Origin of the sequence: Sphingomonas sp. SORGH_AS_0438 (genome assembly GCF_031453475.1) — a bacterium.
GTDB lineage: Bacteria > Pseudomonadota > Alphaproteobacteria > Sphingomonadales > Sphingomonadaceae > Sphingomonas.
The window spans coordinates 3,446,605-3,461,395 of the sequence record NZ_JAVIZS010000001.1; the positions used below are offsets into that span (position 1 = coordinate 3,446,605).

General features: G+C 69.1%; 8 protein-coding genes and 2 pseudogenes. 6 read left to right on the plus strand and 4 right to left on the minus strand.

The window, feature by feature from the left end; all coding sequences use genetic code 11:
- Positions 1–76: 76 nt before the first annotated feature.
- Positions 77–1,430 (plus strand): annotated as a pseudogene (locus QE452_RS16255) (carbohydrate porin).
- 179 nt (positions 1,431–1,609) lie between these two features.
- On the plus strand, positions 1,610–2,203 hold the full coding sequence (locus QE452_RS16260) for a PEPxxWA-CTERM sorting domain-containing protein (protein WP_309659244.1): 594 nt from the start codon (positions 1,610–1,612) through the stop codon (positions 2,201–2,203).
- Positions 2,204–2,262: 59 nt separating this feature from the next.
- Here the strand turns inward: QE452_RS16260 and QE452_RS16265 are convergent, their stop codons facing one another.
- The 4 genes from QE452_RS16265 to QE452_RS16280 all read right to left on the minus strand — a co-directional run bounded on the left by QE452_RS16265 (position 2,263) and on the right by QE452_RS16280 (position 11,627).
- Positions 2,263–4,902 carry a glycoside hydrolase family 3 C-terminal domain-containing protein gene (locus QE452_RS16265; protein WP_405052777.1) on the minus strand — a complete coding sequence of 880 codons (2,640 nt, stop codon included), beginning with the start codon at positions 4,900–4,902 and terminating at the stop codon, positions 2,263–2,265.
- Between the two features lie 133 nt (positions 4,903–5,035).
- Positions 5,036–6,973: a sialate O-acetylesterase gene (locus tag QE452_RS16270; protein ID WP_309659243.1), complete on the minus strand. Its 1,938-nt coding sequence runs from the start codon at positions 6,971–6,973 to the stop codon at positions 5,036–5,038.
- The gene (locus tag QE452_RS16275; RefSeq protein ID WP_309659242.1) at positions 6,970–8,511 is read right to left on the minus strand and encodes a tryptophan 7-halogenase; all 1,542 of its coding nucleotides are present in this window, start codon (positions 8,509–8,511) and stop codon (positions 6,970–6,972) included. Before QE452_RS16275 ends, QE452_RS16270 begins: the two co-directional genes overlap by 4 nt.
- A 71-nt stretch (positions 8,512–8,582) precedes the next feature.
- The gene (locus QE452_RS16280) at positions 8,583–11,627 is read right to left on the minus strand and encodes a TonB-dependent receptor (RefSeq protein ID WP_309659241.1); all 3,045 of its coding nucleotides are present in this window, start codon (positions 11,625–11,627) and stop codon (positions 8,583–8,585) included.
- A gap of 244 nt (positions 11,628–11,871) precedes the next feature.
- Here QE452_RS16280 and QE452_RS16285 point away from each other — a divergent pair, with 244 nt between their 5' ends.
- The 4 genes and pseudogenes from QE452_RS16285 (at position 11,872) to QE452_RS16300 (ending at position 14,716) form a co-directional block, all read left to right on the plus strand.
- Positions 11,872–12,561 carry a SapC family protein gene (locus QE452_RS16285; RefSeq protein WP_309659414.1) on the plus strand — a complete coding sequence of 230 codons (690 nt, stop codon included), beginning with the start codon at positions 11,872–11,874 and terminating at the stop codon, positions 12,559–12,561.
- Positions 12,558–13,568: a cupin-like domain-containing protein gene (locus QE452_RS16290; protein ID WP_309659240.1), complete on the plus strand. Its 1,011-nt coding sequence runs from the start codon at positions 12,558–12,560 to the stop codon at positions 13,566–13,568. The genes QE452_RS16285 and QE452_RS16290 overlap by 4 nt, the downstream gene beginning before the upstream one ends.
- Before the next feature lie 94 nt (positions 13,569–13,662).
- Positions 13,663–14,403: pseudogene (locus QE452_RS19125) on the plus strand (alpha/beta hydrolase); the annotation flags it as partial.
- A gap of 19 nt (positions 14,404–14,422) precedes the next feature.
- Positions 14,423–14,716: a hypothetical protein gene (locus QE452_RS16300; RefSeq protein WP_309730389.1), complete on the plus strand. Its 294-nt coding sequence runs from the start codon at positions 14,423–14,425 to the stop codon at positions 14,714–14,716.
- Positions 14,717–14,791: the final 75 nt, after the last annotated feature.

A 14,791-nucleotide genomic window follows, 5' to 3' on the forward strand; every position in this document is an offset into this window, starting at 1 on the left:
GGCCGCTTTGTGACAGCCTGAGGCTGGATCGGGCGGCGCCACCGGGCCTGGGGCTTCCCCATCCGATGGAGCTGTCATGACCCGTTTCCCGCTTGGCGCGACCGTGCGCGCCCTTTGCCGTTCCGCCATCCCCGCCTGCCTGGTCGGCACGGCGATCCCCGCCACCGCGCAGATCGCCGCCCCCCCGCCGGTGGCGCAGGACTGGGCGATCCATGGCCAGGCCACGCTAGTGGTGCAGGGCGTCGGCGGCTTCGACAGTCCCTATGCCGGCGCGAACAGCCTGACGCCGCATCAGCTGCGCGAGACGATCGACGCCACCGCCTTTATCGGCGCCCGCCCCTGGGCGGGCGCGGAGCTGTGGATCAATCCGGAGATCGACCAAGGCTTCGGCCTGTCCAACACGCTGGGCGTCGCCGGATTTCCGAGTGCCGAGGCCTATAAGGTCGGGCGCAGCGCCCCCTATCTGCGCTGGCAGCGCGCCTTTCTGCGCCAGACCATCGGCCTGGGCGGCCCGCGCGAGACGGTGGCCGCCGCCGCCAACCAGCTCGCCGGCCAGCGCGACGCGGACCGGATCGTGGTGACGGCGGGCAAATTCGGCGTCGGCGACGTGTTCGACACCAATGCCTATGCCCATGATCCGCGCGGCGACTTCCTCAACTGGTCAGCGGTGGATACGGGCAGCTTCGACTATGCGGCCGATGCCTGGGGCTATGCGACCGGCATCGCGGTGGAGGCCTATCGCGGGGCATGGACGCTGCGCGGCGGGCTGTTCAACCTGTCCACCGTCCCCAATGGCGAGACGCTGGAACGCGGCTTCGGCCAATATCAGCTCGATGCCGAGCTGGAGCATCGCCATGCGGTGGCCGGCCGGCCGGGGGCGGGTGCGGCTGACCGTCTTCCGCAATCGCGGGCGGTTCAGCCGCTTCGACGACGCGCTGGCCTATGCGCGGGCCCATGGGAAACCGATCGACCCGGCGGCGACGCGGCGGCGGATGACGCGGCTCGGCGTCCATATGAACCTGGAGCAGTCGCTGACCAATACACTCGGCCTGTTCGCGCGCGCCGGCCTCGCCGATGGCGCGATCGAGCCTTATGACTTCACCGATATCGACCGGACGGCGCAGCTCGGCCTATCGCTGGCGGGCGGGGGCTGGCACCGGCCCGCCGACCGGCTGGGGCTGATCGGGATCGTCAACGGCATCTCGGCCGCGCATCGCCGCTATCTGGACGAAGGCGGTCTGGGCGTGCTGGTCGGCGACGGGCGCCTGCCGCATCCGGGAGCGGAGCGGATCGTCGAGCTCTATTATGCCGCGCAGGTCACCAAAGGCTTCGATCTCAGCCTGGACGGGCAGCATGTCGTGGCCCCCGGCTACAATCGTGATCGCGGGCCGGCCAATATTATTGCCCTTCGCCTACACGACAATTTCTAGAATGTTCGAGCAGGGTGATGAACTTGTTAATGATTTTGCAAATCAAGCAAGTTGTTAACCATTAAGAATCCCGTAACGGATCATTAACCGAAACCGTCTGACCTTGTTCGATCGCGCTATTCTCTCGATAGCGAGCGCAGAAGATCGCTGTCACCCGCGATCGAACAGGGGGCTATGTCATGAAGAATTTCGCACTTGCCACGCTCTGTGCCGCTGCCGTTGTCGCGCCGGTGCAGCAGGCCGCAGCCGCCACTACGGTGCAGTCGGCGACCGCCGCCAATTTCGACAGCTACAGCCAGTGGCGGTCGGACGAACTGGGGGCGATCGCCCTGGCCAAGGGCACCAATCTGATCAGCAGCCTGACCAGCACCGCGACCGTCTGGGACCAGGGTTGGGGTGGACAGACCGATGACAACGGCCTGCGCCTTGCGTTGGTCGTGGGGACCTCGCGCGTCTGGCAAGCCACCGTCGCCAGCGCCCGCCATGGTGCCCAGACGATTGCTTTCACCGCCGACGTCGACCAGCTCGCCAGCCTGAACAGCGCGCTGGCGGCGATCGACTGGTCGACGGCATCGAACGTCCGCATGGGCATGTTCGCCAACGCCTATGGCTGGGGTGGCTGGGAACTGCACAGCCGCAATGCCAGCTTCTCGGTTGCCTCGACCGCTGCCGCGGTGCCGGAGCCGGCGACCTGGGCGCTGATGGCGGTCGGCTTCGGCCTGCTCGGCGCGACGATGCGCCGTCGCAAGACGGTGGTGCGCTACGCCGCCTGATCCTTCGGGTCCGGACAGGATAGGGGCGCGCGCGGCGATGGTCGCGAGCGCCCCTTTGCTTATTTGGGCAGCGGTGCGGAGGCCTTGGCGTCGAAGGTCGCCGACCGGACGGGAACGCCGGTGCCCGGCTGGCCCGATCCGACGCTGACCGTGTAGCGGCCGGCCATCACCTGGCGCACGCCCTCGGGCGTCACCCCGCTCAGGTCGCGCGGCGACAGGTCGAAGCGGACCTCCGCCGCCTGCCCCGGCTGGAGCGCCAGCCGGCGGAAGCCGCGCAGCGCGATGCGCGGCGCACCGGGCGCGTCGGGGAAGCCGAGATAGAGCTGCGCCACCTCGTCGCCCGCGCGGCCGCCGACATTCTTCACCTGGGTGACGACCCGCAGGCCCGCCGCCGCGCCGCCCGCCGCCGGGGTCACCCGCAACGGGCCATAGGCGAAGCGCGTATAGCTGAGGCCATGGCCGAACGGGTAGACGGGCGTGCCGGTGAAATAGCGATAGGTGCGCCCGGCCATGCGATAATCGTCGAAGGGCGGCAGGTCGGCGACGCTGCGATAGAAGGTCAGCGGCAGCCGCCCGGCCGGGTTGCTCCGCCCGGTCAGCACATCGGCGACCGCCTGCCCGCCCGACTGGCCGGGATACCAGGCCTCCAGGATCGCGGCGCCGCGCGCCTTGGCCTGGGACAGGTCGATGGCGCTGCCGTTCATCGCCACCACCACCACCGGCTTGCCGGTCGCATAGGCGGCGTCGAGCATCGCGCGCTGGTCGGCGGGCAGGTCGAGCGCGGTGCGGTCGCCGCCGGCAAAGCCCTCGACCTTCACCGGCATCTCCTCGCCCTCCAGGTCGGCGGTCAGGCCGACCACGGCGACGACCACATCCGCCTGTTTCGCCGCCATGGCCATGTCCTGCATCGCGGTGGCGGCAATGCGCTTCCAGAACACGCCGGGCTGGCCGCTATTGCCGGCCTCCATCTGGAGACGCAGGGGATAGCGCCGGCCCTTGACCAGCTGCACCTCGGTCAGCTTCAGCGGTTCGGCCCAGCGGCTATAGGCGGTGGCGGTGACGGGGCTGCCGCCGGCGATGTCGATCTGTCCCTTCACCCCGGTCAGCGCCAGCCGATAGGTGCCGGTTTCCGGTGCGACCAGGGCGCCCGTCCAGACCAGCTTGTGCCGCTCGCCGACCTGCGTCAACGCGCTGGCGGCGGAGCGCAGGCCGGCTTCGGTCCGGGTCACCACCGGCCGGTCGGGATAGGCGGGGGTGCCGGTGGCCGCGGTCGCGTTGTAATAGTCGGCGCGCAGGCCTGGCTGCCCGTCCGGGGTGACGAAGGCGCTGTCGGGCACCGGGTCGCCATCGGTGATCGAGGCGGTGAACGGCACCTGCGTCACCCGGTCCGCGCCCATCGCCTGGACCAGCCCGTCACGCACCGAGACGGGCGGCGCGCTCTGCGTCGAGGAATAATTGCCGCGCAGCACGCGCGTCGCATCCGCCAGCGGCCCGACCAGCGCGATCCGCGCGCCGGGCTTCAAGGGCAGCACGCCGTCATTCTTGAGCAGCACCAGGCTTTCGGTCGCCATCTTCAGCGCCAGCGCGCGGTGCGCGGGCGAGTCGATCGCCGAGGCCGGCACCGGATCGGCGGGGCGTATCCCGGCCAGGTCGCCGGTGCGATAGCGCGCGGAGAACAGCCGGACGAGCGCGCGGTCCATATCGGCCTCGCCGATCAGCCCGCGCCGCAGCGCCTCGCGATAACGGTCGCCCAGGCCCGGCGTGCGCGACAGGGTGGCGTTGTTGCACTCATTGTCGACGCCCGCCTTCAGCGCCACCGCCACGCCCGATGCGGGGTCGGGCGCATAATGGTGATGGTCGGAGATATCGACCACCGCGTCGCAGTCCGACACGACATAGCCGCGAAAGCCCCAGGCCCCGCGCAGGTGATCGGTCAGCAGCATCGTGCTGCCACAGGCGGGCTGGCCGTCGACGCGGTTATAGGCGCACATCACCGATCCCGCCTGCCCCTCGACGATCGCGGCGCGGAAGGCGGGGAGGTAGGTGTCCTCCAGGTCGTGCGGCGAGACCTGGATGTCGACGGTGTGGCGGGTCGGCTCCGGCCCGCTATGCACGGCGAAATGCTTCGGGGTGGCGATCACCCGCGGCCGGGCGGCGTCCGGCCCCTGCACGCCGCGCACATAGGCGACGCCCATCGTCGCGGTCAGATAGGGGTCCTCGCCATAGGTTTCCTGGCCGCGCCCCCAGCGCGGGTCGCGGAAGATGTTGATATTGGGCGACCAGGTGTTCAGCGCGCTGCCCATCGTGCCGATATGGCCGGTGGCGCGGCCCATCGTGTGGAGCGCGCGCACCTCGGTCCCGATCGCGCCCGCCACCTCGTGGAGCAGCGGCGCATCGAAGCTGGCGGCCAGGCCGATGGGCTCGGGGAAGTTGGTCGTCGGCACCGGGCCCAGCGCGCCGTGCAGCGACTCGGTCCACCAGTTATAGGCCGGGACGTTCAGGCGCGGGATTGCCGGCGCGGCGTTGAGCAACTGGTCGATCTTCTCCGCGACCGTCAGCTTCGCGACCAGCGCCGTGGCGGCGCGGTCGGCGGCGGCGACCGTGGCATCCGGCGCGGGGCCCTGCGCCATCACCGGCGCGCCCGCCAGCAGCATCGCCGCCAGCACCAATCCGCGCCGGGTCCGAATCTCGTTGCGCATGATCGCCGTTCCTCTCTCTTATGACCCGCCTTTTGCGGGGGTGCCCCTGGCCGTCATGGCGCGCGTGGCGACTCCATGACGATGGGGATGGATGCGATGTCGTGTCCGCCGTCCCGATCCTTCAGGTCCGGGATCAGGGCAGCGCGATCTCAAAGGGGCCGAGCGGCAGCGCGGCGTCGTCGAACACATTGACGACCGGGCTGTCCGCCCAGGCATAGCGGATGCGCGTCACCGGCTTGCCGTCACCCGCCAGCGTCACCGCCGTACCGTCCGCCACGGCGCTGGCATAGCGGCAGCTGCCGGGCGCCGCGCCGCACAGTTCGAAGCCGATCGCCTGGCCCGAGGAGCGCATGTGCAGCGCGCCCGTCACGCCGTCGATGCGCAGGCGCGCGCCGCCATCGGCGGTCCGCGCGGCCGCGCCGATCGCGGGTCCCATCGAATCGGGCGAGCGATAGGCGAGCGACCGCATCACCCGCGCCAGTCGCTGCCCGACCTCATGCTTCTCGCCCGGATGGATGTCGATCGGGTCGCCCAGGTCGATCGCCACCGCGACGCCGGCATGGCCGTCGCGCGCCGCCATCCGCCGCTGGTCCTCGCGCACCGTCGCCCAGCCGCTGTCGCCGGGGCGGGTGGCGGGCTTGCCGTAATCGGCGAGCTGCACGATCGCGAGCGGCAGGTCGGCGCGGCCGAACTGCGCGCGCCACGCCGCCATCATCGCGGTTAGCCGCGCCTCATAGCCGGGCAGTCCGGTGTCCGACTCGCCCTGGTACCAGGCGACGCCGGCCAGTCCGATCGGCCCCAGCGGCGCGATCATGCCGTTGTAGAGCGTACCCGCGCCGTTGATATCGTCCCAGGGCACGCGCGGCGCATCGCCCTCGACCTTGCGCGCCACCGCATAGCGCCAGCCGGTGCCGAGCGGGATGCGGGTCCCGTCCGCCAGGGTCAGCGCCATCGCCTCGACCGGGCCGGTCATGCCGCCCAGCGCATAGACATCGTCGTCATTGACGGTGACGACATTGCGTCCCGCCTTCAGCGTCCCGGCGGGCAGGGCATAGATGCGGGGCTGCGACGCCAGGCTGCTGCCGCCGACGCCGACGCCGTTGACCCAGGTGCGATCCGCATCGTCGACCGCGCCGATCGCCAGCGTCGCGACCCCGCGCGCCTGTTCGGGAGTCAGCATGATCTCGCGGCCGTACCAGATCATGCCGTTATAGTCGGCGAGTTCGGGAACGCCCCATTTTTCGAAATTGCCGATCGCCGGCACCGGCTTCCAGTCGAGCGCGGCGTCCGGCTGCCAGGGTTCGCGACCGGCTGCGTCGCCGCTCTTCTGCCGCCACCAATTCTCCCAGACGGTCGAGGCGCGCGTTTGCGCGGCGGCGGGATCGCGGGCGTGGAGCGCAAGCAGGTCGGCCTCCGCCGCCATGCCGGCGCGGCGCAGCCCCGCGCCGTCCAGCCACGCGCTGATCCGCGACCCGCCCCAGCTCGACGCGATCGCGCCGATCGGCACGTCCTGGCTGCGGCGCAGCGCCTGCACCATGTAGAAACAGGCGGCGGAGAAGGCGCGCGCCGTTTCCGGCCCCGCAACCTTCCATTGCGGGCTCTGCGCGAAGCGGGTGAGCGGCGTGTCGCTGGCGACCTTGTCGATCGTCACCAGCCGCAACTTGTCGTCGACCGGCGGCCGGGCGTCGGCGATCCATTGCTGCGCGGCGTCGACCGGCATCTCCATGTTGCTCTGTCCCGAGCAGAGGAAGACGTCGCCGATCAGCAGGTCGCGGATCATGCCGGCCCCGCTCGGCGCGGCGATGGTCAGGTCATAGGGGCCACCGGCGGGCAGGGCGGGGAGGCGCGCCTCGAACCGGCCGTCGCGATCTGCCTTGGCGGTGACGCTGCGCCCGGCCAGCCCGATCATCACCGTCTCGCCCGGCGCCGCCGTGCCGCGCAGCCGGATCGGCTGGTCGCGTTGCAGCACGGCATGGTCGCCGATCGCCCCGTCCAGCCGCGGCGCGGCGATGGCGGGCGCGGCGGCGAACAGCGCGGCGGTGGCGAGCAGGGCGGCGCAATGGCGGGTCATAGGGTCGGCATCCCGTGCTGATGGATCTTGCGGATCAGGTCGCGATGGCGGGGCAGGCCGGCGAGCATCCGCTCGGTCTGGCTGCGATTCTCGCGCCAGGCGCGGCTGGCCTGCACCGCCTCCGCGTCCAGGCTGCCCGGCGTCACCGCGCTGCGATGGCCCATGCCGTAGAGGACATATTGATAGCTGGCCGCCGGGAACACCTCGTCGGCGCGATCGAACTCGTCGTGCATCCAGGGGGCGTTCCAGCGCCACAGCTCCATCAGCCCGCGCAACCGGTCGGGGATCGTCTCCGGGCGGACATTGTCGCGCCAGAAGTCGGTGTCGCGCCGCTGGGTCAGCGCATAATGGAGCTTGAGGAAATCGATGATCCGGCCCCAACGATACTGCGTCGTCGCGTTGAAGCGCGCGGCGATGGTGCCCATCACCTCGCGGCACGCCGGCATCTGTTCGGCGATCAGCTTGGCGGACAGTTCGATCAGCACGATGGCCGAGGCTTCCAGCGGCTCCAGGAACCCCGCCGCCAGTCCGACCGCGACGCAATTGCCCTTCCAGAAGGTCTCGCGATGCCCGGCGCGGATCTTGAGCGTGCGCATCGGCAGGTCGCGCGCGCCTTCGCCCAGATAGGCGCGGAGTTCGCGTTCGGCCTCGTCCACGCTGATGTGGCTGCTGGAGAAGACATGGCCGACGCCGCGCCGGGTCGGCAGGCCGATATCCCAGATCCAGCCCGCCGATTGCGCGGTGGACTTGGTGTGCGAGGCGATGGGGGCGTCCTCATCCGCATATGGCATCTGGATGGCGAGCGCGGTGTCGCAGAACAGGGTATCGGCGCAGCTGCGGAACGGCACGCCCATCGCCTCGCCGATCAGCCTGGCGGCGAAGCCGGTGCAGTCGACGAACAGGTCGCCGGCGATCTCCCCGGCCTGTTCGGTGCGGACCGCGGCTATGTCGCCGCCCTCGGTCATCCGCACCTCGCGCACATCGGCCAGCACATGGCGCACGCCGAGATTTTCGGTGCAATGACGTTGCAGGAAGGCGGAGAACTTCCCCGCGTCGAGGTGATAGGCGTAGTTGGCCGGCCCCTCATATTCGGGCGTGGCGATCGTCTTGGGCGCCAGCCCCGCATCGCAGATCCGGCCCTGCGGCGTCACGCTGTCGCAGAAATTCGCCGCCGCCGGATCGGCCAGCCAGTGTTGCGCCAGGTTGAGCTGCCCGAAGCCCTGCGGCAGCATCAGCGGGTGGTAATAGGCGTCGTCCGCCGCGCCAGTGGTCCAGCCGGCGAACAGCGCGCCCTGCTTGAACGCAGCGTCGCACTGGCGGAAGAATTCGGTCTCCGACACACCCATGCGGCGCAGCGTGGTGCGCAGCGTCGGCCAGGTGCCCTCGCCGACGCCGATGATCGGCACATTGGGCGATTCGACCAGGGTGACGGTGAAGCCATGGGCCATGCGGCCCTTGTGCCGCGCGGCGATGGTCCCGGCGGTCAGCCAGCCGGCGGTCCCGCCGCCGACGATGACGATGTGGTTGATCGGTTGCACGACACCAAGCCCATGAAAAAAACGCGGGGATGTCAACCGTTAGGGTCGACATCCCCGCCAGGGGGAGAGGGTCAGAAGCGGTAGCGTGCGCCCAGCGTGAAGCGGCGACCATAGTCGAACACGTCGAGCAGCTGGTTGGAGTAGCGGCCGTGGGTGCTCTGCTTGTTCTTGTTGAGGTTGAGCGCCTCGCCGAACACGCTGAAGTTCTTCGTCACGTCGTAGCTGCTGGTCAGGTCGACCTGGAAGCTCTGGTTGACGAAGGTCGGCTCCGCACCGAACGAACCGGTGTTCTGGTTCTGCCCGAACTGCGCCAGATACTCGTCGCGCCAGTTGAGCGCGGCGCGGATCTGGAAGCCGCTCTTGTCGTAGAAGCCGACGAAGTTCGCCGAATTGGCGAGGCCGGTGACCGCGAAGCCGGTCTGGCTGATGTTCTTGTCGTCATAGGGGCGGTTGGTGCCGACGAAGGTGGCATTGGCCTGGAAGCCGAAGCCGGTGTCGCCGAACACCTGCTGCCACGCCAGCTCGACGCCGCGCACCGTCGCGTCCGGTCCGTTGACCTGCTGCGACACCGCGAAGGAGGCGAGCTGGCCGGTGGTCGGGTCGACCACGCCGTTGATCGCCTGGCGGGATACGCCGCCGACGATGAAGTTGCTGACGTTCTTCAGGAAGAAATTGACCGCCACATAGGAGTTGCGGCGGTAGTACCATTCCGCGCCCAGGTCGAAATTGTCGGCCAGATAGGGCTTCAGCCCGGCATTGCCGCCGCTGGCGTTGAGCGCGCCGATGCGCTGGCCGTTGCCGACGTTCAGCACCGGGTTGAGCAGGTTGAGCGTCGGGCGGGTCAGGGTGCGCGACGCGTCGATGCGCAGGATCAGATTGTTGGTCAGCTCCAGCTTCGCATCCATGCTGGGCAGCAGGTAGGAATAGGAGTTGCGCGCGGTCTGCGGCTGCACCTGCGTATAGTTGGGGATGCTGAGCAGCGTCGGATCGGCGGTGCTCGTCACCAGCCCCAGCGGCAGGCGGCCTTGACCGGCCGAGACCAGGCTGGTCGTCTCGTTGCGGATGCCGGCATTGATCGTCAGCGGCAGGCCGCCGACCTCGGTCTTGAAATTGGCGCTGGCATAGAGCGACCAGGTCCGCTCGCGCACGCGCAGGATGCTGCCCGGATCGACCGCCTCGTCGAACGTGCCGGTGAAGCCGTTGACGTTGCCATAGTTGAAGCCCGGCACCCGCGTGGCCGAGGGATTGCCCTGGCTGGTCAGGAAGTTCTGGTACGCGATCGGATCGAACACGAAGACCGAGGGCGGCAGGCTGCCGTTGAAGCCGGGGATGAAGTTGTTGAGGCTGATCGAGCCCTGGTACAGGTTCGCCGGCAGCGGCGAGATGCCCGACGTGCCGCCCGACGGGCCGCCGTAACCGGCATAGGCCTGCCAGAAATTGTTGACGAAGGTGCTCTGGTTCCGGAAGTTGAACGTGTCCTGATAATATTGGCCGCCGGCCTTCAGCGTCAGGTCGTCCTGCTTCCAGGTGGCGTTGCCGCGGAACTGGACCAGCTCGTCGGTATTATGCTGCGTCTGGTTGACGGTGACGTGCGAGCCGATCAGCGACTGGTCCGCCCAGCGCGAACCATCGCCTGCGGGACCGAAATTGCTGATCGACGGGAACGCCTTGTTGCTGGCGCCGTCCACGGTGAAGCGCAGGACGTTGCCGAGGCGGTTGCCGTACCCGATATCGCCGTTGGCGCTGCCGATCACGTCGCCGGGGTTCAGCCAGCTCTTGGCATAGGCGACATCGCCTTCCAGCGTCAGATTCTCGGTCGCGTCGTACTTGACGTTGAGGCCGGTCTGGTTGGTCTGGAGGATTTGCTTGTTGAGCGCGGCGGTGAAGTCGGTCGGCGTGTTCGCCTGGGTGAAGTCGGTCGCCGTGCCGTTGGCGTCCAGCGTGACGTTGCGCAGGTCGCCCTGGTTGAACCAGACGCCGAACGCGTAATTGTTCTGCGTGATGTTCTGACGCGAAAAGTTGTTGTCGATCGTCAGCATCAGGTCATCGGACGGGTGATATTGCAGCGAGACGCGCGCATCGACGCGCTCGTCCTTCACCCGCTGCTGCTCGGCGCCGTATTGCTGCGGGAACCAGCCGGGCAGGTTCTGGCGGTTGGCGGGATTGGCATAGGCGGCCGATTGCGTGTTGGTGGTCGGCGTGCAGGTGCCGCTGCTGCCCGCGAGCTGGCAGGGGGCATAGTTGCCGCCTGGCCAACCCGACACATAGACGCGGTTGGTGTCGGTATCGCGGCGCGTATAGATCACGTCCGCCAGCACGCCGAAGGTTTCGTCGGCGTTGGTGGTGCTGATCAGCAACCCGCCGGTCGGCACGACGCGGCCGGCGCGATCCTGCACCGAGGCCGAGGCGGTCGCGGCGGCGCGGAAGCCGGGATGGTCGAACGGGTTGGGGAAGGCGATGTTGACCGTCGCGCCGATCGAGCTGGACGCCAGCGACACGTCCGGCGTCTTCAGCACGGACAGCTGCCCGATGAAGTCGACGCCGACGGTGCTGAAGTCGATCTGTCGATTGCCGGTGCCGGTGGCGATGCGCCGGCCGTCATAGAGGGTGGTGTTGAAGTCGCCGCCGAAGCCGCGCACCGTGATGCCGGTCGGCTCGCCGCGCGAACCCGACCGCTGGATCGACACGCCGGGCAGGCGCTGGAGCGAGGCGGCGACGTTCGAATCGGGGAACTTGCCGATATCCTCGGCGGAGATCACGTCGACCACGCCGGAGGATTCGCGCTTCAGGTCGAGGTTGCGCTGGAGCGAGCCGCGCAGGCCGACGACGACGATGTCGGGATCGCCCGCCTCGACCGAATTGCCCTGCGATACGTCCTGCGCGGTGGCGGCGTCCTGCGGGCTGCCGGCCTGGGCGGCGCTGGTCTCGTTGGCGGTGACGGGCACCGCCGGCTGCGGCGCGGCCGTGCCCGGCGCGACATTGTTCTGGAGGTCGGTCTGGGTTTGCGCCTGGGCCGGCATCGCCAGCGCGATCGCCAGCAGGCTGCTGGCCCCGGTCATCAGCCATGCGGCCCGTTTGCCGCCGCGCATCGTGGTCCTGTGGAATGAAGTCGCCATCACCCTCTCCCTACCTTGGTCATGCCCCGCCCGGTCTTGCACCGGTACGAGAGCGGTATCATCAGAGCGTTTTCGTTGACCCGAATCCCATCCGGCCGCGACCGGCTGGCGATTTTGGTATCGCTCCCATGAGTCGGCACTATAGTCCGACAAGTCCGAACGGCAAGGGCTTTGTTGTCGCGGCGAAATCGCCCATGCTGCGCAGCATCCGCACCAGCGGGACAGGGGAGAGGAGAGGGTGTCGATGGAACAATGGGAGCGGCTGGAGACGGAGCGCCATGCCGAACTGACCGTGGCGCGGACGCCGGAGGCGCAGCGGCATTTCGTCCAGCTGGTGCCGAGCGAATTCGCCGCGGCGGCGCTGCACTATCCGATCCTGTTCACCAAGCATCCGGAGACCGGCGCCTTCTTCGCCGGCGCGATCCTGGGGGTGAAGCCGGGCGAGAATCTGTGCACCGGCGCGGACGGGCTGCTGACCGGCTATCGCCCCGCCGACCTGGAGCGACACGGCTTCTTCCTGGTCGAGGGCGAGATCGTGATCCGCCGCGACGATCCGGTCTTCGCCGGTGCGGGCCAGCCGCTGTTCGACGCGGGGGGCGAGGCGACGCCCACCTTCCAGCGCATCCGCCGGGCGCTCGGCCAGTTGCAGGCCGGGCTGCCCGAGACGGAAGCGCTGGTCGCGCGGCTGCTGGCGCTGAAGCTGATCGAGCCGATCGACGTCACGCTCCATTTCGACGATGGCGAGCGGCTGGTGCTCGACGGACTCTACACGGTCAGCCTGGACGCGCTGCACGAGCTGCCGGATGCCGAGGTGCTCGCCCTGTTCCGCGACGGCACGCTGCATCTGGCCTATACCCAGGCGCAGTCGGTCGGCCATCTGCGCACGCTTGCCGCGCGCCGCAACGAGCGGCTGGCGTCCGGGTTCGGCGGATGAGCGCGCCGCTGCCCAGCCTGGATGCGGCCGATTTCCCGGATGCGGAGACGTTCCGCACGCAAGTGATGACGGCCGGGCGACCGGTGGTGTTGCGCGGCGCGGTGGCGGACTGGCCGATGGTCGCGGCGGGGCGCAGCGCGGCCGACCTGTCCGCTTTCCTGCAAAGCCGGGATGCCGGCCGCGCGGCGGAGATGTTCGTCGGCCAGGCCGCGATCGCCGGCCGCTATCATTATGGCGAGGGCGAGGGCGGGTTCAACTTCACGCGCGAGACGCTGCCCTACCGCGCCGCCATCGACCGCATCCTCGCCACCGCCGGGCAGCAAGGGCAGGCGACGCTCTATGTCGGGTCGCTGTCGATCGACCAGTATCTGCCGGGGCTGGTGGCGGACCACCGGCTGGCCCTGATGCCGGCCGGCGTGGCCCCGCGCATCTGGCTGGGCCATGCCGCCTCGGTCGCCTGCCATTACGACCTGTTCGACAATGTCGCCTGCGTGGTGGCCGGGCGGCGGCGCTTCACCCTCTATCCGCCCGATGCGATCGGCGACCTCTATGTCGGCCCGATCGACCATACGCTGGCCGGCCAGCCGATCAGCCTGGCGGACGGCAGCGCCCCCGGCGACCCGCTCTATCCCCGGTTCGACCGTGCGCGCGACCGGGCGATCACGGTCGAACTGGCGGCGGGCGACGCGCTCTATCTGCCCAAGCTCTGGTGGCACCGGGTGGAGGCGCTCGACCCCTATAACCTCCTGGTCAATTTCTGGTGGGACGGCTTCGCCAGTGGCCCCGACCAGCCCCAGGCGGCGATGCTGCTGGCGATGATCGCGCTCGCCGAGCGCCCGCCCGCCGAACGCGCGGCATGGCGCGCCTGGTTCGACCATTATGTCTTCCGCCCCGACGGCCATCCGCTGGCGCACCTTCCAACCGAGCGGCACGGGCTGCTGGGGCCGCTCAAGCCCGCCAATTACGGTCGCATCCGCGCCATGGTCATGCGGTTGCTCCGCGGTTGAGGGCGGCGGAAATTTGCCAGACAAATCCATGAAAACGACCAGACAGGAGAGGCACGCGATGCAAAGGGTCAACCGTTCCAGGCTATGGGCCGCGATGCTGCTGCTAGGGCTCGGCCTGTCGACGCCGGGCGCGGCCCAGGTCGGCACCAACGCGCCGCCGGTGGTCGCCGGTGCGAAGCCGGTGACGATCGAGCGGATCAAGGTCCATGCCCCCAGCATCGAGGGCAGCCTGGAAGGGGATTCGGCGGACCGCGACGTCGTCGTGATCCTGCCGCCCGGCTATGCCGCCGCGCGCCATCGCCGCTATCCCGTCGTCTATGCGCTGCACGGCTATTCGATCGGTGCGGAGCAATGGATGACCGAGATCCATGTCCCCCAGACGGTGGAGGGGGCCTTCGCGCAAGGCATCAAGCCGATGATCCTGGTGCTGCCCGATTCGAAGACGGTGCATAACGGGTCGATGTATTCCCGGTCGGTGACGACCGGCGATTTCGAGACGTTCATCGCCCGCGACCTGGTCCGCTATATCGATGACCATTACCGCACCGTGCCGACGCGCGAGAGCCGGGGCCTCGTCGGCCATTCGATGGGGGGATATGGCACGACGCGGATCGGGATGAAATATCCGGACGTGTTCGGCGCGATCTACATGCTCAGCCCCTGCTGCCTGTCCCCGCGCGAGACCTTCGCCGTCGATCAGGCGGTCGAGGCCAAGCTGCGGGCGCTGCGCTCGCCAGGGGAGGCGGCGACGCTCGGCTGGGGCGAGCGGGCGCAACTGGCCTCCGCCGCCGCCTGGTCGCCCAATCCCAAGCGCGCCGCCGCTCTTTCTCGACCTGCCGGTCAAGGACGGCAAGGTGCAGCCCGACGTGCTGGCGCGCTGGACCGCCAATGCGCCGCTGGCGATGATCGACCAATATGCCGGCAATCTGCGCCGCTATCGGGGCATCGGCCTGGATGTCGGCGACCAGGACGGGCTGAAGGACGATGCGGTGAAGCTGCACGAGGCGCTCGACCGCTATGGCATCGCGCATCGCTTCGCCATCTATCCGGGCACGCACACCAGCAACGTGGCGCTGCGCATCCAGAACCAGGTGCTGCCCTTCTTCAGCGAGACGCTGGTCTTTCCGGGAGAGAAATCGGGCAGATAGTGTGTCCGGCCCCGTGCTCCTGCGAAGGCAGGAGCCCAGGGGTAACGAGAACAACCCCTTATGGGATGCGTGACT